This window comes from Thermotoga profunda AZM34c06, from assembly GCF_000828675.1.
Taxonomy (GTDB): Bacteria; Thermotogota; Thermotogae; order Thermotogales; family DSM-5069; genus Pseudothermotoga_B; species Pseudothermotoga_B profunda.
This window is the reverse complement of sequence record NZ_AP014510.1, coordinates 234452-257730: the sequence shown is the minus strand read 5'-3', so window position 1 is coordinate 257730 and position 23279 is coordinate 234452. Positions and strand designations below refer to the sequence as shown.

Annotated in this window: 19 protein-coding genes and 1 CRISPR repeat array; of the genes, 16 read left to right on the top strand and 3 right to left on the bottom strand. The window is 36.4% G+C overall.

What is annotated here, in order from left to right; all coding sequences use genetic code 11:
• Nucleotides 1-14: 14 nt before the first annotated feature.
• Genes cmr4 through cmr6 form a run of 3 tightly spaced genes read left to right on the top strand, consistent with a single transcriptional unit; the run spans nt 15 to nt 1929 of the window.
• Nucleotides 15-842: a type III-B CRISPR module RAMP protein Cmr4 gene (gene cmr4, locus TSP02S_RS01160; protein ID WP_041081258.1), complete on the top strand. Its 828-nt coding sequence runs from the start codon at nt 15-17 to the stop codon at nt 840-842.
• Nucleotides 839-1183: a type III-B CRISPR module-associated protein Cmr5 gene (gene cmr5, locus TSP02S_RS01155; protein ID WP_041081256.1), complete on the top strand. Its 345-nt coding sequence runs from the start codon at nt 839-841 to the stop codon at nt 1181-1183. Before cmr4 ends, cmr5 begins: the two co-directional genes overlap by 4 nt.
• Nucleotides 1180-1929, top strand: coding sequence for a type III-B CRISPR module RAMP protein Cmr6 (gene cmr6, locus TSP02S_RS01150; protein WP_041081254.1), 750 nt, complete (start codon nt 1180-1182; stop codon nt 1927-1929). Before cmr5 ends, cmr6 begins: the two co-directional genes overlap by 4 nt.
• 177 nt (nt 1930-2106) lie before the next feature.
• Here the strand turns inward: cmr6 and TSP02S_RS01145 are convergent, their stop codons facing one another.
• Together TSP02S_RS01145 and TSP02S_RS11095 are read right to left on the bottom strand one after the other, a co-directional pair.
• A complete protein-coding gene (locus TSP02S_RS01145; RefSeq protein WP_082025842.1) occupies nt 2107-2586 on the bottom strand; it encodes a BtpA/SgcQ family protein in 480 nt (159 codons plus the stop codon).
• A gap of 8 nt (nt 2587-2594) precedes the next feature.
• Complete coding sequence (locus tag TSP02S_RS11095; RefSeq protein WP_232503732.1) at nt 2595-2762, bottom strand: hypothetical protein; 168 nt, start codon at nt 2760-2762, stop codon at nt 2595-2597.
• Nucleotides 2763-2830: 68 nt separating this feature from the next.
• Between TSP02S_RS11095 and TSP02S_RS01140 the strand changes: the two genes are divergently transcribed.
• The 13 genes from TSP02S_RS01140 to cas3 all read left to right on the top strand — a co-directional run bounded on the left by TSP02S_RS01140 (nt 2831) and on the right by cas3 (nt 13165).
• Nucleotides 2831-3571 carry a hypothetical protein gene (locus TSP02S_RS01140; RefSeq protein WP_041081252.1) on the top strand — a complete coding sequence of 247 codons (741 nt, stop codon included), beginning with the start codon at nt 2831-2833 and terminating at the stop codon, nt 3569-3571.
• Between the two features lie 43 nt (nt 3572-3614).
• On the top strand, nt 3615-3764 hold the full coding sequence (locus TSP02S_RS11005) for a hypothetical protein (protein ID WP_171816295.1): 150 nt from the start codon (nt 3615-3617) through the stop codon (nt 3762-3764).
• Nucleotides 3761-4198 carry a ribonuclease H family protein gene (locus TSP02S_RS01135; protein WP_041081250.1) on the top strand — a complete coding sequence of 146 codons (438 nt, stop codon included), beginning with the start codon at nt 3761-3763 and terminating at the stop codon, nt 4196-4198. The genes TSP02S_RS11005 and TSP02S_RS01135 overlap by 4 nt, the downstream gene beginning before the upstream one ends.
• A 176-nt stretch (nt 4199-4374) precedes the next feature.
• Nucleotides 4375-4515, top strand: coding sequence for a hypothetical protein (locus tag TSP02S_RS11000; protein ID WP_171816294.1), 141 nt, complete (start codon nt 4375-4377; stop codon nt 4513-4515).
• Between the two features lie 101 nt (nt 4516-4616).
• Nucleotides 4617-4913 (top strand): YkvA family protein, encoded by a 297-nt coding sequence (locus tag TSP02S_RS01130; RefSeq protein WP_041081248.1) that lies wholly within the window; start codon nt 4617-4619, stop codon nt 4911-4913.
• Nucleotides 4914-5091: 178 nt separating this feature from the next.
• The gene (cas6, locus tag TSP02S_RS01125; protein ID WP_052465250.1) at nt 5092-5871 is read left to right on the top strand and encodes a CRISPR-associated endoribonuclease Cas6; all 780 of its coding nucleotides are present in this window, start codon (nt 5092-5094) and stop codon (nt 5869-5871) included.
• A 12-nt stretch (nt 5872-5883) separates the two neighbouring features.
• Nucleotides 5884-6375 carry a CRISPR-associated protein Cas4 gene (gene cas4, locus TSP02S_RS01120; protein WP_041081247.1) on the top strand — a complete coding sequence of 164 codons (492 nt, stop codon included), beginning with the start codon at nt 5884-5886 and terminating at the stop codon, nt 6373-6375.
• A 9-nt stretch (nt 6376-6384) separates the two neighbouring features.
• Complete coding sequence (cas1b, locus tag TSP02S_RS01115) at nt 6385-7368, top strand: type I-B CRISPR-associated endonuclease Cas1b (RefSeq protein ID WP_041081245.1); 984 nt, start codon at nt 6385-6387, stop codon at nt 7366-7368.
• 9 nt (nt 7369-7377) lie between these two features.
• On the top strand, nt 7378-7641 hold the full coding sequence (cas2, locus tag TSP02S_RS01110) for a CRISPR-associated endonuclease Cas2 (protein WP_041081243.1): 264 nt from the start codon (nt 7378-7380) through the stop codon (nt 7639-7641).
• A 17-nt stretch (nt 7642-7658) separates the two neighbouring features.
• The gene (locus TSP02S_RS01105; RefSeq protein WP_041081242.1) at nt 7659-9371 is read left to right on the top strand and encodes a TIGR02556 family CRISPR-associated protein; all 1713 of its coding nucleotides are present in this window, start codon (nt 7659-7661) and stop codon (nt 9369-9371) included.
• Nucleotides 9364-10248, top strand: coding sequence for a type I-B CRISPR-associated protein Cas7/Csh2 (gene cas7b / locus TSP02S_RS01100; protein WP_041081240.1), 885 nt, complete (start codon nt 9364-9366; stop codon nt 10246-10248). Before TSP02S_RS01105 ends, cas7b begins: the two co-directional genes overlap by 8 nt.
• The gene (cas5b, locus tag TSP02S_RS01095) at nt 10245-10940 is read left to right on the top strand and encodes a type I-B CRISPR-associated protein Cas5b (protein WP_041081238.1); all 696 of its coding nucleotides are present in this window, start codon (nt 10245-10247) and stop codon (nt 10938-10940) included. Before cas7b ends, cas5b begins: the two co-directional genes overlap by 4 nt.
• On the top strand, nt 10928-13165 hold the full coding sequence (gene cas3 / locus TSP02S_RS01090) for a CRISPR-associated helicase Cas3' (RefSeq protein ID WP_171816293.1): 2238 nt from the start codon (nt 10928-10930) through the stop codon (nt 13163-13165). Before cas5b ends, cas3 begins: the two co-directional genes overlap by 13 nt.
• Nucleotides 13166-13606: 441 nt before the next feature.
• A CRISPR array of direct repeats spans nt 13607-19492; the repeat unit is 30 nt; unit sequence GTTTCAATCGAATCTAAGAGGAATGGAAAC.
• Nucleotides 19493-20597: 1105 nt separating this feature from the next.
• Here cas3 and TSP02S_RS01085 read toward each other — a convergent pair.
• Entirely contained in the window at nt 20598-22955 is a 2358-nt protein-coding gene (locus TSP02S_RS01085; RefSeq protein ID WP_041081234.1) for a phosphoketolase family protein, read from the bottom strand.
• Between the last annotated feature and the right edge of the window lie 324 nt (nt 22956-23279).

Here is a 23279-nt window from a genome sequence, read left to right as displayed (position 1 = left end):
AAGGAGGAAAGACAATGGAGGGTAAAGTATTTCTGATGTATGCCGAAACCGAGCTTCACGCAGGTAAAGGTATGGATATTGGTGTTTTAGATCTTCCCATCCAAAGAGAACGAAAGACAAAGTTTCCCATCATTCAGGGTATCAAAGGTGCTCTGAGAGCGAATATAGACAACGATAAACTTGACAAAGAAAAAATCTTTGGCAGCGAACCTGGAGATGGAGAAGAAACAAAGCCTGGTACTGTTGCCTTTTCTGAAGCTAAAATACTCCTTTTTCCAGTGAGAAATCCTGAAAGGCTCTTCATATGGGTTACGTGTCCACTCGTGCTCATAAGGTTTTTGAGAAACTTTGAGAAAAAAGATTTGATTAAGCATGTAGAAAGCACACAAATAAGTGACTCAGAAGCCGTTACATTAGACAATCAATCCTCAGTCTGGATTGAAGATATAAAACTGAATGCTAAAAAGTCCGATTGGTTATTAGATTTTGCTGAAAAACTCAGCATCCAAGCCAGTGATATAGATTACATAAAAAATAAACTCAAGAAAGACATCGTAGTAGTCAATGACAATATATTCTCACAGATTGTTGAAACAATGACAAATGTTATACCAAGAGTAAGAATAGATCGTGAAAAAGGAATAGTCGAAACTGGTGCACTTTGGTACGAAGAATATTTACCACAAGACACGATCATGTATTTCATAGCAAGGGAAACAGTTTATTCAGACGGAAATGAACTAAATTTACTTGAAAACGCCTTAAAAGATAGAGTGATCTCAATAGGTGGAAAGGAAACGCTTGGCAAAGGTTTAGTGAATTTAAAGGTGGTGAACCTATGATTGAAATTGCAAAGAAAGCTGCCGAACTTGTAGCTCCGATACGTGAAAATCAAGATATTAAGGAAGAATATCTTCGAACTATTAAAGGACTCGGAAGTCTTGTAATACAAAATGGTCTTGCCGGGGCAATACTATTTACTATCAAAAAGGGACCAAAAGAAGTTGTTGAACACCTTGATCAGTTAATAGAAATCAAAACCGGTGTGAGTCAACTTTCCGAAAAGGTTAAAAATGGAGATATCTATAACCAAAAATATCTACAAATCCAAATAGCAGCGTTAGATTGCATAAAATGGCTAAAAAGGTATGCTGAAATATTACTGGGCGGTGATTCTGCATGAATTTAAGCGAACAAATCTCCAAGTGTAGTAATCTAAGTCTTTATTGGGATAAATACACCTTCATTCAATTTAAAAGCGATTTTTTAGGAGAAAAAAAGCAGGAAATACCATTTAAAATCCTGGAAAAAGTTGAAAAAACAGATATAAACATTGCAATAAACCACTTAAAAGAACGAAGAGATAATCTAAAAGAAAAATTCAAAGACAAAGTGATACTCGATCTTGAGCTTGAACTCAATGGTAGATTACTTGTCGGTAGTGGTTCTCCGAGCATGCTCGAAGTTGGAATGACCTTTTCCAGAAATTACGGCGTACCAATAATCCCATCTTCTGCTCTCAAAGGATGTTTCTCGCATTACTGCTTTAAGGAAGGAATCTTCAGTGATGAAGATTTTAAAGTCATTTTTGGGGAAGATTTATCGAGCGAATCAGAAAATAATCGTGGAAATGTAATCTTTTTAGATGCTTTTCCTACATCGAAAGTTGAATTTGGACTCGATGTAGTGAACAATCATTTTCAAAGATACTACATCAACGGAGAAATACCTAATGATTGGTACAATCCAGTTCCAGTGACTTATCTCACAATAACAAATGGTGTATTTAGATTCACGGCAATCTCGATAGATAAAATATCTTCAGAGCTCAGCTCAAAGATAAAGGCGGCGTTTAAGGAAATGCTGAGTAATTATGGCATAGGTTCAAAAACAAATTACGGTTATGGCAGGTTCGGGATAGATGTTTGAGTAATAGTCACGGAAGATTAGAGTAAAAGTATGGTCTCTACTTAAATCAACCTCAGTGGTAGGTGAATTTCTTATCTCGAAAGTAAAATCAAGAGGGTAAGAGGTATATACTTCTTACCCTTTGTTATCTATCCAAATTTATAGAAAATGAAGCTTTTGCCTGATAATGTTAAGGTATCAGATTTTTGTGCGCAAAATTTTTACCTTACTCATGAATTCTCGTACTCTGTTTTCATCTACATGATTTTCAAATTTACCATCATATTTGAACGTTGTACCAACAATGGCTCCATCTGCGACTCTAATTATTTCTTCAAGATTCTCCATCGAGACTCCCGTATTCGCAAAAACAACTGTATTAGGTACTGCTTGCTTTACTTTTTGTAGCGCACTGGTACTTGCAGGTATTCCTGCAGTAAGACCCGATACACATAGTGCATCTGGTCGATGATTGAACACTGTGGACTTAGCTATTTCTGCTATATCTCTATCGGCAAGATATTTAGCGCTCTCAGGAACTATATTAAATAGCAATTTCACATTCTGAGCGCCTATGGTACATCTGTGTCTTGCTACTTCGCCGAAATTTAGATTCCACAATCCAAAATCACTTGCATAAACTCCAGAGAAAACTTCCCTAACAAATGAGGCATTCACTGCAGTTGCTAAATGATTATCATGTCGATAACCATCCCTTGAGACTGTTTCATAGCCACTTTTTTATAGCCAAAAACAAATGTCAGAAAATCATATCTATCTGAATCAATAATTATGGCGAGTAATAATGGTCTTTGAAAAGTGAATAGTGCTTCAAATGAAACTGGGTGATTCAAAAGAAAGCGAGGTGGTGGCTTTTGGCAACTTTGGCAGATATTCTTGAAAATTAAAGGAGGTGAAGAATATGAAAAAAGTCAAAGATTTAACAGATGACGAACTTGCGTGGTTGCACGATCAAAACCTTGCAAAATTTTTCAATGATCGTGCAGCAATCGATAAGTACCGTGTCCCAGATTGGAAAATCACTCTTGATTCTTTCGAATCCTTCACAGCAGATAGGTATAAGATCATCGTAAGAGTAGAGAAAATAGAGATCATTTATGAAAAAAGGCTTGTAATTTTTGAAGGATCGATTTCAATTAAAGATAATTTGTTAAAAAGAAAACTAATCGTTAGGTGCTTTGGTTTTGTAAACCCAAATTCACGTAGCTATGAAATTATTGCAGACCATACTCCAGATGAATTATCTCAATTCATGGACATAGTCAAACCCGGGAAAAATCTCAAGATAAAAGTCGTTGAAGAAACTATCAAAGATATACTTGAAAACTTTGATCAACTTCAGACAAAAGGAGGTGAAAATATGATGAATGATTTTTTTAAACTACTGAACATGTATGCTGAATCGATTCAAAATGCAGGTCATTCAGCAGACCTGATGTTCAAAATTCTGCAAGAGAGAATAAAAATGATCGAACAAAATGAATCAAAGGAATACGCAAATCAACTTTTCGAAAATCTGTACGATTTACAATACAAGGGAATAGATTTAGTGAAACAATCAGAAAATTTATTGATTCAGATAATGAACATGTGTTCAAAACTTTATAATAATAACGTCAAAGAAAACCAAATGACAGCGTAATTTACTTTCATTTCTTGTTTAATGAACAAACAATAAACTGGAGGTGATTGTTTTCTATTACAAATGTGAAAATTGCGGTCAGGTTTATTATTCCGCTGCGGAATTACCCGAAGATCAATTAATCTGTGACAAATGTGGTAGCAAAATAAGAAAGATAGATCCAGATGAACTAAAAAAGGAGGGGAATGAATGACTATTTACACGGATGGTTCTTATTCAAACCAGACAAATGTTCTGGGATATGCCTTTTGTATCGTAGAAGATCACACAATTAAGGAATTTTCAGATGCCTTCATTTTAAAAAAAGGAAGTTCAACAATAGCGGAAATCATCGCGGTAACAAAATCTCTTGAATACTGTAAAAAGAGAGGTATCGAGAGCCCTGTGATTGTTCACGATTACAATGAACTACCATTTCTTGCCTTTGGATATAGAAAAAGCCCACCATCTATGTACAGTTTTGTCAGACATTTGCGGTCACTCACGAAAAAAGTCAAACCAAGATTCCGAAAAGTAGAAGCTCATAAAAAAGATGATAAATACAATAACTTAGTCAACAAATTGGCAAGGGAGGCAATGCAGAAATTCATAGCTCAAAGAGAACAAGCCACGAAATTTTCCGACTAATCAATCAAAATCAAAAATAGTATTCGGTTTCAATCTCTATTTGTTGAATTTAGCATATTTCTACCAATATCTTTCGTAAGAAAACTCAACGATGTAACTCCCCCGGAAGATATCTTGTATCTGTAAAATTCTGAAAAGCCCGCCTGTCGTTTTTCGCACATAAGTGGGTGATGCAGGTGAATAAGATATTGCTGGTAATAATATTGCTGCAAGCTCTTGCATTACTTGCGGTACTTGCGCCTGTTATTTTAATAGCAGGTATCGTTTTACTGGCTATATTGTTTTTCGCATTCAAGATTATGCGTAAAAGGAGGTGATGCCATAAAAAAACTTGCTTGCAAGCCAAGAAAGGGGTGGTCTTATTGGGGTCCATGACTTTATTCGGTACGTTGAGTAAGAAACAGGAGGTGGTTTGTCTGTGCTTGGTATATTTTCAAGAGTGAGTAAGTATATTACAGAGAAACGAGCACTTGGTATGCGAAATTTTGGTATTTTTCTAAAACAAGTTGCAACTAAGGAAATCACATTGCCTTTGTGGGCATTTTTACTTCTACTGTTAGCGTGTATGTATGTGTTATCGCCATTAGATAGCATACCAGATTTCTTACCCATTATCGGCTTCTTGGATGATGCACTGTTGGCTATTTCTACATTGAACACAATCAAGCCGTTTGCACGTGTTAAGAACGGTACAAAACAACAAATTGTGGAATGATTTTATGGGTTTAGTTGAAAAGTTTTTGAAGATTGCAAAATCTGTATAGAAAACAGATTACAAGAGAATATGTTATAATACGAGTGTAGTTCCTAAAATAACCCAGGTCTAATTCCTACCAAGCGATCTTCTTAAAGATAAATCTTCTAAACTTTTTACTTAAACCGTGGGGTGTATCATGAGATTAGAGATCATCTTTAAAACTTCGATGTGTTCTATACCTGTAAATTATCAATATCAACTATGTAGCTTTGTTTACAAGAGACTCAAACATACTGACAGCGACTTTGAAACTTTCTTACACGAGAAGGGTTTTAAAGGATTCAGAATGTTTACTTTCTCACAGCTGTTTTTCAACAAATCTGCCTTAAGAGATAATTCACTTTTGATATGGCCTTCCGGAGGAACATGGTACGTATCTTCTATAAGTAAAGATTTTCTGATGTACTTCTTCTCTTCTTTGATTGAAACTCCGCAAATAGAAATCGAAGGAACTGTATTTCCCATCGAGCAAATCGACCTATTGTCTGAAAAAGAGATCAAACAAGAGATGGATTTTTTCATGCTTTCTCCTCTGGTAGTCAGTACACCTATAAACAAAAATGGAAAACTTTATCACAAATTTCTCTTTCCTGGAGACGACCAATTTGAAGAAATATTGAACAAAAACCTGATCAAGAAATATGAAGCTTTTTATGGTGAAAGACTCAACACGGCAGTTTCAATAGAACCTGATTGGGAATACATAAGGCATAGAAATAAAATCACAAAACTCATAGATATAAAAGGAATAAAGATAAAAGGGTCGGTTTTTCCATTTAGAGCAAAAGGAGACACCAGGTTAATAAAGATTGGATACGAAGTTGGTTTTGGAGAAAAAAACAGCCTTGGATTCGGGATGGTTGAAATCTCAAGAAAAGTATCAACAGAAAAAGAGAAACTCTTCAGGATTGATTGAGGTGTGATTTTCATGATTACCGGTAGTGTATTGCTAAGTTCTACTGTATGTGATAGAGAAGCCTGGTTGATAGCTCATCAAATTGAGCCAGACCAATTCAATCCTTTCATAGAAATAGGCCGACTTATACATACTGAGAGTTACAAAAACAATCAGATCAGAGAAATATCTCTACCTGGCATGAAAATCGATATGATTTACGAACAGGGCCAGATGGTTATCGTGGGGGAAATTAAGAAATCATCAAAATTTCTCAAAGGCGCCCGCTTGCAGTTGCTTTATTATCTAAATGAAATAAAAAAAAGACAAGTCCAGGCCGTGGGAAAAATACTCATTCCAAAAGAGAAAAAACAAATAACCGTGGTACTTGATGAACAATCAATAGATGAATTAAACCAAGCTATCAAAAATGCCGAAAAAATCATATCTCTACCCAGACCGCCACAAAGAAAAAAATCAAGCTTTTGTTCCAAATGTGGTTATGAAGAATTTTGCTGGTCATGAGGTGGTTCTATGGCGGAACCGATATATATTTTCTCGGATGGGATTTTGAGGCGAAAGGAGAATACCATAGTATTAGAAACAAGCGAGGGAAAAAGACATATTCCAGTTGAAAACGTGGCGGAAATAAAGATTTTTTCGGAAGTAGATTTGAATAAGAGGCTACTTGAATTTCTAACTGAAAAAAACATTAGTGTTCATTTTTTCAATCATTTTGGATATTACATCGGAAGTTACTATCCAAGAGAATTTCTCAACTCAGGGCTTGTGATATTAAAACAGGCAGAAAATTATTTGAATGAAAAGAAAAGGCTCTTTCTTGCGAAAATGTTCGTTGAAGGAGCACTTTTGAATATTATCAACAACCTAAAAAACTACAACGAAAATTATCGATTCTCAGACAAGATTCGTATTATAAAAGAACATGTAGACAAACTCACAATGTGCTACGATGTGGAACAATTAATGGCGCTCGAAGGTAATGCGCGGGAAGTTTACTATAACTGCTTCGATGAAATCATCAAATCAAATGACTTTACTTTTAATTCAAGAACTAAGAGACCTCCAGAAAATGAACTAAATGCACTCATAAGTTTTGGTAATAGTCTCTTGTACACAACGGTTCTTTCGGAGATATACAAAACCCATTTAGATCCCAGGATAGGCTATCTGCATTCTACCAACAATAGAAGATTCACATTGAATTTGGACATTGCGGAGATTTTCAAACCAATTATCGTAGATAGATTGATATTCACATTAATCAACAGAAGGCAAATCAAGACATCAGATTTTCACCAGATATCTGGTGGTATATCAATGAAAGAAAATGCAAAGAAATTATTTGTGCAATCATTCGAAGAGAGGCTTAAAGACACTATCCAGCATAAACAACTCAAAAGGCAGGTATCTTACAGATCTCTAATAAGAATGGAGATTTACAAAATAGAAAAACACATCCTTGAAGATCAAGAGTACGAACCTTATATAGGGTGAACGATATATATGTATCTCATACTCACTTATGATATCGAACAAGAGCGCGTCGCTAAAGTCCTTAAGATATGCAGAAAATATCTCAACTGGGTGCAAAACTCTGTTCTTGAAGGAGAAATCACCACTGCCAAACTTGAAAAACTAAAATTGGAACTCCAAAAGACGATCGAAAAATCAAAAGATTCAGTCAGATTCTACATTCTCAAAGATAAATCCCTTATAGATCTTCAATTATTAGGACAGGAAAAAGGTTTAACAAACATTATCTATTAAAAAAGGAGGTGAAATTAATGTTGACAAAAATCATCAAAATCGGACACTTAATGAGACCACCAGATCTGTATCGAAACTTTGTGCAGCAAGTGAATACTGAAAATGGATTAGCTTTGTTCATTAATTTAGCACCAATGGAATACAGGGGGATTCGAATCATCGAAACACCAAATGAAAACCACTTGCTTTTGTATTGTGACCAAAGAGGACAGGTTTCAGGAAAATCACCCACAGTGAATCTGACTCTCAAAAACAAAAAAAGCGCAGAAAAACTAAAAGAAGACATCCAAAAAGCCCTTCAGAAGATGCGGAATTTTTTTGAAGGAGAAGTTGAAAATATCGGGGCACTCATTGAAGAAAATTCAGAAAAAATCATTCAAGAGATCGAGAACATTCTCCAAAATATGAATGAAAAAAGTACTTACCTGACAATCATAATAATCCAAGACAATCAAGAACTCAGACCCGCCGAATATGAACCATTTAAACAACTCTTTCTGAAAAAAGCATTCAGCAAAGCCACAGAAACAAGCGTAAATGGTGTTTGTCACTTTTGTGGTGAAAGTAAAGCTGTATCGGCAACGGTAAATGAAGTCTTTACTTTTGCAACGTTCGACAAACCAGGTTTTTGTCCAAGCTTAAAAAAAGAGGATGCAATAAAAGTTCTACCGATCTGCGAAGAATGCAAAACCAATCTTCAAAATGGAGCGAATGTTTTGAGGAAAGACCTGTCATTCAACTTTCTTGGAAACAAACTCTGGGTGATACCATCACTGGTAGTGGAAGATGAAAACGCTTTGAAAAATGTAATAAACAAGATCAAACAGGTTTCTAATGAATTAAAAGACTTTGCGAAAAAAGAAAAAACCATTGAACAAGCACTTTGTGATCAAGATCAGGTACACTACGATTTTCTTTTCATGGAAATGAATCAAAGTCAGCAAAGAATAGAATTACATCTAACAGAAATCTCACCAACAAGACTTAGGCAATTAGTGGAAGTTGCTCAGGAAGTTAAACAGAAAATGGACATGGAAGATATTCCTGAACCAACTCTTGGTTTATTGTGGTATTTGTATGAAAAACCAACATCAAGGTCTGAAGAAAGAAAAGAATACCTTGCTTTAGTAAGATCGATCTTCCAGGCTGAACCTTACAATTTACAAAGGTTTCTATGGTACTGCATGAGAAGAATACGAAAAGCCGCACAAGAATATGTTTCCAATGACAGAGAAAGCTTTGGATGGAGAAAACTGACATATCTGAGTTTTGCCAGTATTTTATATTTAAACCAAATAGGAGTTTTCAATCTTAAAAAGGGGGAGAATAAAGTGAACAGTGACGAGCTAAGCGCGTTTTTTGACAAATATCCAGAGTTTTTCAATGAATCCTGGAAAAAGGCCGTCTTTCTCACAGGAATTCTTGCAGGAAAGGTCTTATCAATTCAATATGCAAAGAGACAGGCAACACCATTTTTCAAAAAACTCAAAGGGCTCAAGATGAACATGCAAGACATTCAAGGACTTCTCGCGGAAATTCGAAACAAACTTCAACAGTACGGTAGTTATGGTCAAAGGATTGATCTTTTGATGAAATCCGCTGCGGCATATTATCTTGAATCAGCCAAACAGAAATCGACTGTCGATGAACTGAATTTTGTTTTCACACTTGGATTGGCTTATTCAAACAAAGAACCTTTCAAAATTGAGGAGGTAGAGGAAAATGAATAACAGGTCTGAAATTCTCTTTCTGTACGATGTAAAATGGGCAAATCCCAACGGAGATCCTTTGGACGAAAACAAACCAAGAATTGATGAAGAAACAGAAAAATGTATCGTCAGTGATGTGAGATTAAAAAGAACAATTAGGGATGAGTGGCAATCTTGGGGAGAAGAAATATGGGTATCTGGTGAATCAGTCGATCCAAACCAACGTCGTAAAGAACTCGGTATCGAAAAAAAAGAAGACGCCTTAAAATGCCTCGATGTTCGATTGTTTGGAGCTGTGATTCCAATTCCAAAACAAGGTGACACCTCTTACACTGGACCAGTACAATTCAGACCCGGCACATCACTGCATACAGTCAAGGTAGTCTTCCAACAAGGCACGGCAGCATTCACAAGCCAAGAGGGCGCGCAACAGAGAAGTTTTAGAGAAGAATACCTCCTACCCTATGCTTTGATATGCTTCTATGGTGTTGCAAATGAAAACAGCGCAAAAATCACGAAAGCAACTGAAGAAGATCTTCAAAAACTTCTCAAAGCCATGTGGTACGGTACAAAAAATCTAATCACTCGTTCCAAGATAGAGCACAATCCAAGGTTACTTATCAGAATTGTTTACAAAGAGAAGACCAACTATCACATAGGCGAACTTGATTCATACATAAAACTTCAAACCAACCTCGATGAAAAAGCAATCAGGGACATATCGGAAGTAGCACTTGAAATGGGAGCACTTTTAGAAAAACTTGAACTTAACAAAGAAAAAATAGAAAAAATCGAGTACAAGCAAGATTCCAAATTAAAGCTTTTCAAAAAAGATCAAGAAACAGATCTCTCAGAAGAGTTCAAAAAAATGAATATTCAGGCAGTGATTCTACCATGAAAGTACTGGTTTTTGATGTATTCGGAAAATATGCCATATTCAGAAGAAGCTACACGACAACCAGTTCAACATCGTATTGCTTTCCTCCAAGAACTGCTATCTGTGGTTTATTAGGAGCTATCTTAGGTATAGAAAATGAAACAACCAACAGCAGCAAGCACTTGAGAACCTTTGATCAAGCACACATTGCGGTGAGATCACTTAAGCCTGTCAGAAAAGTTAATCTAAGTACAAACTACATCGACACCAGATCAGGTCATAACCAAAGAACGCAAATATTGTTGGAATTGATAAAATCTCCAGCATATAGGGTGTATATTTCAGAGTTTGAGAAATTTGAACAACTAAAATACCATCTTGAGAACAAAATCAGTATCTTCACACCATATCTTGGACAAGCTCAAATGATCGCAGATTTCAGTTATATTGGATGCTTTCAAATCACACAAGCAGAACCACCTCTTGAGCTACATACAGTGATGAAAATCACAGGCGGAACCATTATAGAACCACAAAGGGACCAAATACTGATAAAAGAACAGATGGTTTTAAACATGGATGATGAAAGGCGGCCAACAGAGGTTGCTTCATACTGGATTGAAAAAAACGCAAAACCATTAAAAATATTGCGATATTCAAAACCTATCTATTCAATAAATGAATTAGGTGAAAATATATGTTGGATCGATTGAAATCCCATCCAGATAGGTTTTTGGTTGATCATCTCTTGGGCACGGCACAGAGAGCATGTGAGAAAGCCAAAAAAATAAACTGGGAACCTTTTGGAATAAGCAATGAACAGGCTTTGAAACTCGTCGAACTTTGTGCATTATGCCACGATTTTGCAAAAGCAAGCAAAGATTTTCAAGATTACATGGCTGACCCGAAGAGTGGCAAACGCACCTCACATGCTCCTCTTTCTTCTTTGATTAGTTTTAGTGCTTTACAGAACAACGGATTTGACCTCAAACTTTCTTGTTTTGGCTATTTCGTTGTCAGGAACCACCATGAAAATCTCAAAAATTTTGAACTAATTGAAGAAAATATCTATCAACTTGAAAAACAATTTCAAACCATACCAGAATCTTTCTTGAACTGGATTAAAGCAAAAACAAATACACACATACCAGACATAAAAACCATAGATGAAAACATCAAAAGACAAATTTCAAAATTAACTTTCAATACAGAATTCAATCTAAAAGACTATATCCTGTTGCATACTCTCACATCTATTTTAGTGAGTTCTGATCATGAAGATGCCGCTCTAAAAGATCTCAAGATTGATATAATTCCAAGTCTCACGATCGAACTCGTTGAGCAATATAAAAAATCGATTCCGCGTGATAACCAACTTTACGAATTAAGAAATCAATTTCACGAAGAAGTCGATCGTTCATTGCAGACAATTAAAAGCAGAATTTTGTCTATGACTGCACCAACAGGCATTGGTAAAACTTTGGCAAACATAAAAGTCGCTTTATCAAAAGCCACAGAAAATTCCACTATAGTTTATGCATTACCATTCATAAATATAATAGATCAAACCATCGAAACTCTGCATAGGATTTTAGAAAAAACCGAATATGATGCGACAACCATACTACCATACCATCATCTTGCAGATTATGAATATAAAAACAAAGATTATGAACAGCACTCGGTACAACGCATTTTAGTAGAAAATTGGTACGCACAAGTCATAGTAACAACATTTGTTTCTCTGTTTGAGTCACTTTTGACAAACAGGAAGGTCCCTTTTTTCTATAAACTACTGAATTCCGTGATTATTCTGGACGAAGTACAATCAATACCTCACAAATATTGGGAACCAATAGCACAGATCTTGAATGAATTAACGCAATTTGGCACCACAATAATTTTATCTACAGCGACTCAACCAATGATTTTGAACAATACAGAAAATATAGTGAAAAGAAACTATAGTGAAAAAATCAATCGAACCAAAGTATATTTTCATGGAGAGGTTGAGTACGCAGAATTTCTAAATGTTGTTGAACAAATTGCAAAAGAAACCCTCATGCACAAAAAGACATTGTTGGTTGTTTTAAACACAATACGTGAATCGAAAGAATTATTCAAATATTTGTACGAAAAAATTCCTGATGATAACCTGTTTTATCTATCCTCTAATGTAATTCCCAAGCAAAGAATGGAGAGGATAAGAAAACTCAAACAAATCAAAGGACAGCCAGTTATATGTATAAGTACTCAGGTAATCGAGGCAGGCGTTGACATATCGTTTGATAAGGTTATAAGAGACGAAGGACCATTGGACAGTATAATACAGGTTAGCGGAAGATGTAATAGAGCATTTGAGAGCCATCTGGGCGAAGTGCATATTTATAGAATTTTCGAACAAAAAGAGAATATTAAGAGGAGTTTTTCATCATATATTTATGATTCGTTTTTGTTGAACATCACAAGGGAAGTAACACGTGAAAAACAGTCATGCGAAGAAAAAGAATTTCCACACCTTATTAGGGAATATTTTGAAAAAATTAAGAAGAGAGGAAATACTGACCAAGATAATCTCCTTGAGTTAATATCGCCTCTTCAATTTGAAGAGATAGGTAGTAGGTTTCACCTAATAGACAGAAAATATCAAGTAGCAGCAATTTTTGTCGAATACGATGATTACGCAGTCAGTTTAAGAGAAAAATTAAACCAAGTCATGAAAAATCAATCTATTGAAAAATTCGAAAAATTAGCCCAAATCAAAAAACTACTTCGACAAATGGCTATGTATATGATTGACGTGCCCATATTGAAGGAAGACCTAACAGGAGCCTTGATGGTAGAAAATGGTTTCTTAATTATAACAAAAGACAATTTAAAATACTGGTATAACGATCAGACAGGCTTTGAAAGAAGTGAAGCAACAATGATTTTTTGATAAATGCGCTTTAGGACTCACAAACTTCCTTGTTAAACATAATGTAATAGTGAAGTAATATTAATCATCCAAACGTACATGTTTTCACTCGAAATTGCGTAAAATGAATTATCACATATCAATTGTTAAATTAAAACTATATTGTGATAATCGATATACTATGTATATATATCATAGTAGAGATTTTTTGATATAATAATGACTTAAACCACATTGTGAAAATTCACAATCGTTTTTTGGTTTTGTTAATAAAAATCGTGAAAATGCCAATTTTCTGAGTGAACCTTAGATAATGAAAAAATTCCGAATGGTTCAAAACCACAAGTGACAAACCATTTTGCCTGAATTCACTAAGGTATTAGTTTTATTCTATTCCCCGTAGCAAAGCTAATTTTGACAAATATAAAATCTTATGATAATATTCTATTAAGAATAATATGAGTTTCAATCGAATCTAAGAGGAATGGAAACAGGAGAAGTATTTGACTATAAACAGATTGATTCTCAGTTTCAATCGAATCTAAGAGGAATGGAAACCCTTTCAATCTATTTAATACAATACACTCATAATCAGTTTCAATCGAATCTAAGAGGAATGGAAACACGAATACTTCAAATATGTGTTCATAAAGGCACCTCGTTTCAATCGAATCTAAGAGGAATGGAAACATTCTACGCTCTGCAGTTTTGAAAGATTTATAATAGTTTCAATCGAATCTAAGAGGAATGGAAACATTTCTTCAACAACAAGATTTACACATTCAATTGCAGTTTCAATCGAATCTAAGAGGAATGGAAACTCCCTGAATCACGTGAAGAGACTGTTGGTGGAAAGCGTTTCAATCGAATCTAAGAGGAATGGAAACAAGTAACCTCAACATGCATAATGTCTTTGTCTTCAAGGTTTCAATCGAATCTAAGAGGAATGGAAACTGTTGATGAAGAAGTATATCTCACTCTTACTACTTAGTTTCAATCGAATCTAAGAGGAATGGAAACACAAGAAACCAGTTACCGTTAAATCAGAAACCATACGTTTCAATCGAATCTAAGAGGAATGGAAACAAAGCGTCGTAAGGTTATCCTCACGACGCTTATAACGTTTCAATCGAATCTAAGAGGAATGGAAACTCTTTTGCCACATCTCCTTTTTATAATCTTCTAACGCGTTTCAATCGAATCTAAGAGGAATGGAAACTTGATGAAATGAAGAATCAGCAACGTTCTGAAAGAGGTTTCAATCGAATCTAAGAGGAATGGAAACAAACTGAGCAACCTAAACCGCAAGCGAACAACTTGCGTTTCAATCGAATCTAAGAGGAATGGAAACTCTTTTCAGACGTGATTACTCTGTAAATACCAACAAGTTTCAATCGAATCTAAGAGGAATGGAAACTCAGCAACGAGATGATCTGGCATATCACATCTACCATGTTTCAATCGAATCTAAGAGGAATGGAAACCTCGATGCAACTCCCGATAATTTAGCGCTCGCATTTGGGTTTCAATCGAATCTAAGAGGAATGGAAACTCTCGTTGCTGATAAACAACTCTCCAGAAGAAAAAAGTTTCAATCGAATCTAAGAGGAATGGAAACATATATACAGAAAAAACAGCGATTCAACGCGATGAGAGGTTTCAATCGAATCTAAGAGGAATGGAAACAGAGAGCCAAGATCACAGGTAAGAGTACTATCAGGCGTTTCAATCGAATCTAAGAGGAATGGAAACTCTTACAACGGTTTTGAAGGTGATATAGAGTGGCTGAGTTTCAATCGAATCTAAGAGGAATGGAAACCTCCTTTCAAAACGGGGAGGTTAAACCCCCCCATCACGTTTCAATCGAATCTAAGAGGAATGGAAACCTTTCTTGGATTCTGAAAACAAGCGTTATCCTTACAGTTTCAATCGAATCTAAGAGGAATGGAAACTCCTTACAAAAAATACGTCGATGGTGAATGGAAAATGTTTCAATCGAATCTAAGAGGAATGGAAACCTGGTTGAAGAGTATGAACGTGTTTTGTCTGCCGCAGGGTTTCAATCGAATCTAAGAGGAATGGAAACCTGGTTGAAGAGTATGAACGTGTTTTGTCTGCCGCAGGGTTTCAATCGAATCTAAGAGGAATGGAAACTGACATTTACATTTGCTTGGGCTTTGTCAACATCGTGTTTCAATCGAATCTAAGAGGAATGGAAACAGAGATTCGATACCGCTTGCTGTTCAAAAACAAACTTGTTTCAATCGAATCTAAGAGGAATGGAAACCCAGAAGTCCTGCGCAAGAAATTTTCCATTCACCATGTTTCAATCGAATCTAAGAGGAATGGAAACATGAGTCAAAAAATCGCATCTTGAAACGATCACCACGTTTCAATCGAATCTAAGAGGAATGGAAACTCGGTTCAAACAGGCATGAGTGCACGAAGATTGGCAGTTTCAATCGAATCTAAGAGGAATGGAAACGAGTCACGCTTGAAAGGCAAAACACCAACACAACCAAGTTTCAATCGAATCTAAGAGGAATGGAAACCGGATCAAGACTTGCTTTTTCATCTCAAACAACTCAGTTTCAATCGAATCTAAGAGGAATGGAAACAGTTCTCACTCCTGATGATAGTTCTGCTCCCGTCACAGTTTCAATCGAATCTAAGAGGAATGGAAACGAACATCGTAAGGTATCTTTTCAAGCGTGTTGCTCAGGTTTCAATCGAATCTAAGAGGAATGGAAACTACAATGCAAACGTTCTTAGAGCAGATATTGAATTGGTTTCAATCGAATCTAAGAGGAATGGAAACATGCTGGGTGTCCATGACTGTGAGCCGTTCTTTAGTGTTTCAATCGAATCTAAGAGGAATGGAAACAACTTTAATACCAGAAAATGCAGTTTTGCGAAGGAGGTTTCAATCGAATCTAAGAGGAATGGAAACTTGTGAACAATTCGACATCTACCGAGACTAAAGACAGTTTCAATCGAATCTAAGAGGAATGGAAACCTGTTCGAGCTCGATCTGCTCTTTCCAAATCCGATAAGTTTCAATCGAATCTAAGAGGAATGGAAACGAAACAGGATGGCAAAATGTATATTATTGTGATACAGACGTTTCAATCGAATCTAAGAGGAATGGAAACCCAATTTTCTGTTGCTTCCTTCCACCCTGGAAGCCAGTTTCAATCGAATCTAAGAGGAATGGAAACATCGACTCAGGGCTGATGATAAACCAGCCTTCACACGGTTTCAATCGAATCTAAGAGGAATGGAAACTACACACTTTTCATAACTATTTCGCGTTCGCAAGAACAGTTTCAATCGAATCTAAGAGGAATGGAAACGATTATTTTCTTGACCCCAACAAGTGCAAGATCAAGTGGTTTCAATCGAATCTAAGAGGAATGGAAACCTATTACAAATAATCAGAAAATCATGTAAATTTCTTGTTTCAATCGAATCTAAGAGGAATGGAAACGATACATTAAATGTAAATGTTGACATGAGTGGTGTTGGTTTCAATCGAATCTAAGAGGAATGGAAACCGTGTGTAATAATTTTAAAGCCACATTTAAGCATAGATGTTTCAATCGAATCTAAGAGGAATGGAAACCATAACTATAAAAGGTGCACAACTTGTTGATGCATTGTTTCAATCGAATCTAAGAGGAATGGAAACAGGGACAAAGATTTGCTGAATTGGTGGGCACAACATAGGTTTCAATCGAATCTAAGAGGAATGGAAACTATACACGAACTAAAGCGTCTGGATAATACGAACCCCGTTTCAATCGAATCTAAGAGGAATGGAAACCGAGAACTAAACCATATGTTTGCTTCGTCAACCAAAGTTTCAATCGAATCTAAGAGGAATGGAAACAGGATTTTGCAGGCTTCAGGATCTGTCTTTCTCAACCGTTTCAATCGAATCTAAGAGGAATGGAAACTCCAGTTCACTACAAACGCAACACTTAATGCACTAACGTTTCAATCGAATCTAAGAGGAATGGAAACAAACTCTCACCAATAACCTTTAACATACACTCCACCGTTTCAATCGAATCTAAGAGGAATGGAAACTCAAAACATTACTGTATACCCAGCGTTCCTTGCCAGGTTTCAATCGAATCTAAGAGGAATGGAAACTCTGGCGAAACTTTTACTTTCGGTGCAGGAGTACTTTGTTTCAATCGAATCTAAGAGGAATGGAAACGATAAGATAACAGAAATAAACAGACTTCTTTGGCAGGTTTCAATCGAATCTAAGAGGAATGGAAACATCGGAGCGATGGTTGTCTCTTTCCTGCTTCTAATTGTTTCAATCGAATCTAAGAGGAATGGAAACTCCAGTCCGAGTTTGCAGGAATAGTGGCTACAATTTTGGTTTCAATCGAATCTAAGAGGAATGGAAACTGTAGTAAGGCTAAGTCTGTACTTGACGCTGAATTGTGTTTCAATCGAATCTAAGAGGAATGGAAACCGAGATATGCCCGCTTTGATGCGGGCTTTTCTTTTTCGTTTCAATCGAATCTAAGAGGAATGGAAACACAATCCTGAATCCTGATTCGTCATGATCTTCACCGGTTTCAATCGAATCTAAGAGGAATGGAAACTAATGAGCTTTCACAAGATGATGAAGATAGTCGAGAGTTTCAATCGAATCTAAGAGGAATGGAAACTTAAAGACCATTGCCGATCTTGGTGAGCGTTTTGCAAGTTTCAATCGAATCTAAGAGGAATGGAAACTGGTAGAAACGGATGATCCTGAAATTCTGCAGTTGGGTTTCAATCGAATCTAAGAGGAATGGAAACAAGGCATTGTTCTCACCTCACTAAGCAAAAAGGCCTGGTTTCAATCGAATCTAAGAGGAATGGAAACTCGATTCGTGGTAATTCAAGCATAGTACGAGAAACGGTTTCAATCGAATCTAAGAGGAATGGAAACACTTTCGTTTCCAGAGCAGCAATTCTTTCGATCAATGGTTTCAATCGAATCTAAGAGGAATGGAAACTATGTGTTAGGATTGGGCTGAATGCCATACCCTTCAAGTTTCAATCGAATCTAAGAGGAATGGAAACTGAGTTTTATAAGTGCATCTTTTTTAGTTGAGGCATCGTTTCAATCGAATCTAAGAGGAATGGAAACACGCATCGAATAATGGTTGCATTGCTTCGGATGCAAGTTTCAATCGAATCTAAGAGGAATGGAAACACTGATTGCAAGTGGTACTGAAACAGTAAAAGCGGGGTTTCAATCGAATCTAAGAGGAATGGAAACACCTGCTTCCTCGTTCTCGCTTCGTGATTACCTTCAAGTTTCAATCGAATCTAAGAGGAATGGAAACGTTGCTTGCTGTGTATGAGCAAAGCGTGGAGAATCTGTTTCAATCGAATCTAAGAGGAATGGAAACACAACTGGCACTTTGAAGTGCTTATAAAGACCTCTGAGTTTCAATCGAATCTAAGAGGAATGGAAACGAATTCAACTCAATAGCACCGTCGATTCGTGGTAAGTTTCAATCGAATCTAAGAGGAATGGAAACTTTGATATTTGTTACATGTCAATAGTCAAACGTGTAAGTTTCAATCGAATCTAAGAGGAATGGAAACGTGTTCCTTTCTCTGTTCTTATTAATCTCACCCCCGTTTCAATCGAATCTAAGAGGAATGGAAACAATTAGAAAGAAATGCATATCATGGTGGAAGAACTGGTTTCAATCGAATCTAAGAGGAATGGAAACTAAAATTCCCTCCTTTTTTTGGGTGCTCATGCACCCAGTTTCAATCGAATCTAAGAGGAATGGAAACTAAATTTCCCTCCTTTTTGGGTGCATGGGCACCCAAGTTTCAATCGAATCTAAGAGGAATGGAAACATAAAGTAATACCCATTTCTCTGTTGTACTCCATAATGTTTCAATCGAATCTAAGAGGAATGGAAACTCTTTCACATGGTATGGTTTTCGTTTTGCAAAAATCGTTTCAATCGAATCTAAGAGGAATGGAAACCAATTCTACCCTCTGAGTTGATCGAAAAAGTCAAACGTTTCAATCGAATCTAAGAGGAATGGAAACAAGGACGGCTCACAGCTGTCATGGACACCCAGCATTGTTTCAATCGAATCTAAGAGGAATGGAAACCACACAGACAATGAATCCTGAGCAAGCACTATACATAGTTTCAATCGAATCTAAGAGGAATGGAAACAAATGAATGACTACTGTACCCAAGGAATTCATAAAAAGTTTCAATCGAATCTAAGAGGAATGGAAACAGATTACATTAAAACCCATTTTTCTCCATTCTTCGAGTTTCAATCGAATCTAAGAGGAATGGAAACGGCTGGAAACAAACCGAACAAATATTTCAGATTCCTCATATAGTGAATCTGTTAAATCATACCAATCGAAAGCCATTTCCAAAACTTCACCATTTTCATTATATCCACGCACATATAAGTACCTATGATCCTGAAGGATGGGACCATATGGTCTGGAAGAATCGATTAAATTAGAAAGAGTTTCTAAGATAACATGTCCAATAATGAACGGTTTCCAATTCGGTTTTGGCAGAGAAACTTCAACATGAATATAACCAATGGGCATTACACAATAGTAATCTGGAGTGCCAGTCCATGTGCTTTTAAAAGATTTATAAGCCCATCCCACAAGGTAATCTGGAGTTGCACGTACATAGGAGTTTTCGAGTTTGTCCACAAACTGTGTCAAAATTGTATTTATAAATTCTTTTTCTTCAAATGTCATGGAATCGGTTTTTATAACCTTGATGTACTTGAAAGCTGGGTTAGGTTTTTGATGCCAAGGATAATGTGCATAGGATTGAAAGTATGTGTTTTTATCTCGATTTTTCCAAAGAAGTTCTAACAGGGCAAAGAAAAATCTCTTTTGTTCAGGATTATCTGTATAAAGTGTAAAACCCCATAAACCTTCTTCTGGTAAAACAGAAAGCTCGCTGATGAAGTACGATTCTGGAAATGCATTCAATACTTCTTCGCGAATTGCTCCATAAAGATGGATCATTAATCCAGTCTGTCGAAAATCAATCTGAGCAGCTGGCTGACCTAACCCACTTGATCCGGCGCGAATTCTAACATCATGTGGTTTTTTCAAATCGATCATGCCTCTGCGCCTACCTATTTTATATCTAAGGCAATCATTTTCTAATAAGATTTCACCATACTTTTTTCGAGCCAGATTTATTACAAATCTGTAGGTTATGACGCAAACAAAAAGAGATAGAATCAAACTTCCAATAAAACCAAGAAAAATGATCCAGGCAGAAATTTTCCAATTCAGTAAACTGAAGATAAGAACCGGCAAACCAATCCATATCACAAGGAATTCTAAAAGAGGGATCATAACGGTGAATTTACCGCTGATGTACACAGCTTTAATTTTCAAAACCAATCCCCCCTTTAATCAAATTCAAAAATCAGGTTTGTCTATGCCATGTTCATAAGCATATTGGAGGGCTTCAATTTGAGCATTTCTTATCAAATCTCTTGCATAACCAGCTTTTTGACTTATGTGTTCAACTCTATCTATTACATCTATCGCTATGCTGAATCTGTCAATTTGATTCAAAATTGCCAATTGCATTGGTGTAGTTATGCCTCCCCTACCTTTCAAAAACGGCGAAAGCGCGGTGGAATCTATTCCATATTTTCTGTTTTCACGATAGCCTCGAACATGGATATTGTCATGGTTTTTTCTTCTGTAAGTAAGTCTGTGTATGAGCCAAGGATAGCCATGAAAATTAAATATAACAGGTTTGTCGGTGGTGAAATAAGAATCAAACTCTCTGTCGGTTAATCCGTCGGGATGTTCGGCATTTGGTGTTAGGGTGAAGAGGTTTATCACATTCACAAATCTTATTCTAAGTTCTGGGAAAAACTCTTTCAAAATCTTTATTGCCGAAACAGCCTCCTTGGTCGGAATATCACCACAACTTGCCACAATCACATCTGGCTCTTCTTGAGGATGGTTTGATGCAAAATCCCATATTCCAATACCTTTTGCCACATTTTTAGTTGCTTCATCAATATTCAAATATTGTGGATGTTTTTGCTTGTCGGCTACTATGATGTTTATTCTGTTCGTCGTTTGTAAGCAATGCCATACTGTTGCCAAAAGTGTATTTGCGTCCGGTGGAAAATAAACTCTAACTACATTAGGCCATTTATCAACTATTGAGGTTATGAAACCTGGATCCTGGTGTGTAAAACCGTTGTGATCTTGCCGCCATACGACAGAAGTCAGTAACAAATTCAAAGAAGAAATGGGCATTCTCCAGGGAATGTCTGAAGATATATCAACCCACTTTCCAAATTGATTGACCATCGAGGAAATGATAGGTGCAAACCCTTCATAAGTGTTAAGAAAACCATGTCTACCTGTGAGTAAATATCCTTCGAGCCAACCCTCAATCGTATGTTCAGAGAGAATTTCCATAACCCTTCCAAAGGTCGAAAGATAGCCTTCATCACTATCTACGGGGAAAATTTTCGCATTCCAAGTCTTGCCATGAACAAACGTCGCATCGAGTTTGTTAGATTTTGTTTCATCTGGTCCAAAGACTCTAAAATTATTGTGGTTGAGATCCATAATTTTTTTAAGATAATCCCCTAATGGGCGGGTATTCTCATAGTATTTTTGTTGCTCAGGATCAACGGAAAATTCTTTAAACTGTGGTAATTTCAGCGGAATTCTGACAAGTCCACCGTTTGCATTCGGATTTTTACTCATCTTTAAATTGTCTGGTGGAATGAGTTCAAGTAAGTCTTTTCTCAATCCTCCAGATTGATCAAAGAGTTTATCAGGTTCATAACTCATTAGCCAGCGCTCTAAGATTTTCAGAGAATCCAAATTTTCTTTGACATCAGCAAGTGGTACCTGGTGCGATCTCCAGTACCCTTCAATGTAGTGAGTTTTTATAGTCTTCGGAGCGGTCCAACCCTTTGGAGACCTCAAGATTATCATAGGTAAAATTGGCCTTTCAATTTTTTCTTTAGCCTCAGACCAGATGTCGATTATTCTTTCAATGCTTTTATCCATTGCTTCAATCATTTTTTGATGTGATTCAAGATAATCATCGGTCCCATCAACAATGATAGGATCATAACCATAACCTTTGAATAAATTAAGCAATTCACTCTCTTCTATTCGGGAGAGAATCGTTGGGTTGTTTATTTTATAACCGTTCAAAGACAATATCGGTAAGACGGCACCGTCTCTGGCTGGATTGAGAAATTTGTTGGAATGCCACGACGCCGCAAGAGGTCCTGTTTCCGCTTCACCATCACCAATAACTGTTATAGCTACAAGCTTCGGATTATCAAAAATCGCACCGTAGGCATGAGAGAGTGAATAACCAAGCTCACCACCTTCCTGTATCGAACCAGGCAATTCAGGTGTGCAGTGACTGCCAAAACCACCTGGAAAAGAAAAGCATTTGAAAAGTTTTCTCATACCTTCTTCATCTTGTGTGAACTCTGGATAGTATTCGCTCAATGTTCCTTCAAGATATACAGGTGCTATCACGCCAGGTGCTCCGTGACCTGGTCCGGCAATGAAAATGGCATTCAGATTGTACTTTTTTATCACTCTATTGGCATGAGTATATACAAAGCTCAAAGCGGGTGAAGCGCCCCAATGACCGAGTAATCTGTTTTTTATATGTTCGGGTTTAAGAGGTTCCTTCAAAAGTGGATTGTCTTTGAGGTAAATCATACCAGCTGAAATATAACAACAGGCTTTCCAAAAATCAACTAATTTTTCAACCATAATTTCACCTCAATTTAATTTTACATAAATATTTGCCAGAAAGCACACTATCTTTATCGAATAGTGATGAATGGCAAAGTTATATCTTTTACGCAATGCTATACTCTTCAGAGAATTTGGAATAGATCAACGCACAAGGCTTATCTATTTAGAAAATGTCAGGAATCACGATTGCAAATGCAATTCATCCACAGTTATGTGTTAAATTGAAAAAAGGCAGGCTTTTGCCTGCCTTAGAAAAAAAGAAGGTTTTGTATTGACTTTTCCCAATTTTGTAAACGACAATATTTCAGTTTAAGGTTTAGCTTCCTGCTTCTACGTATA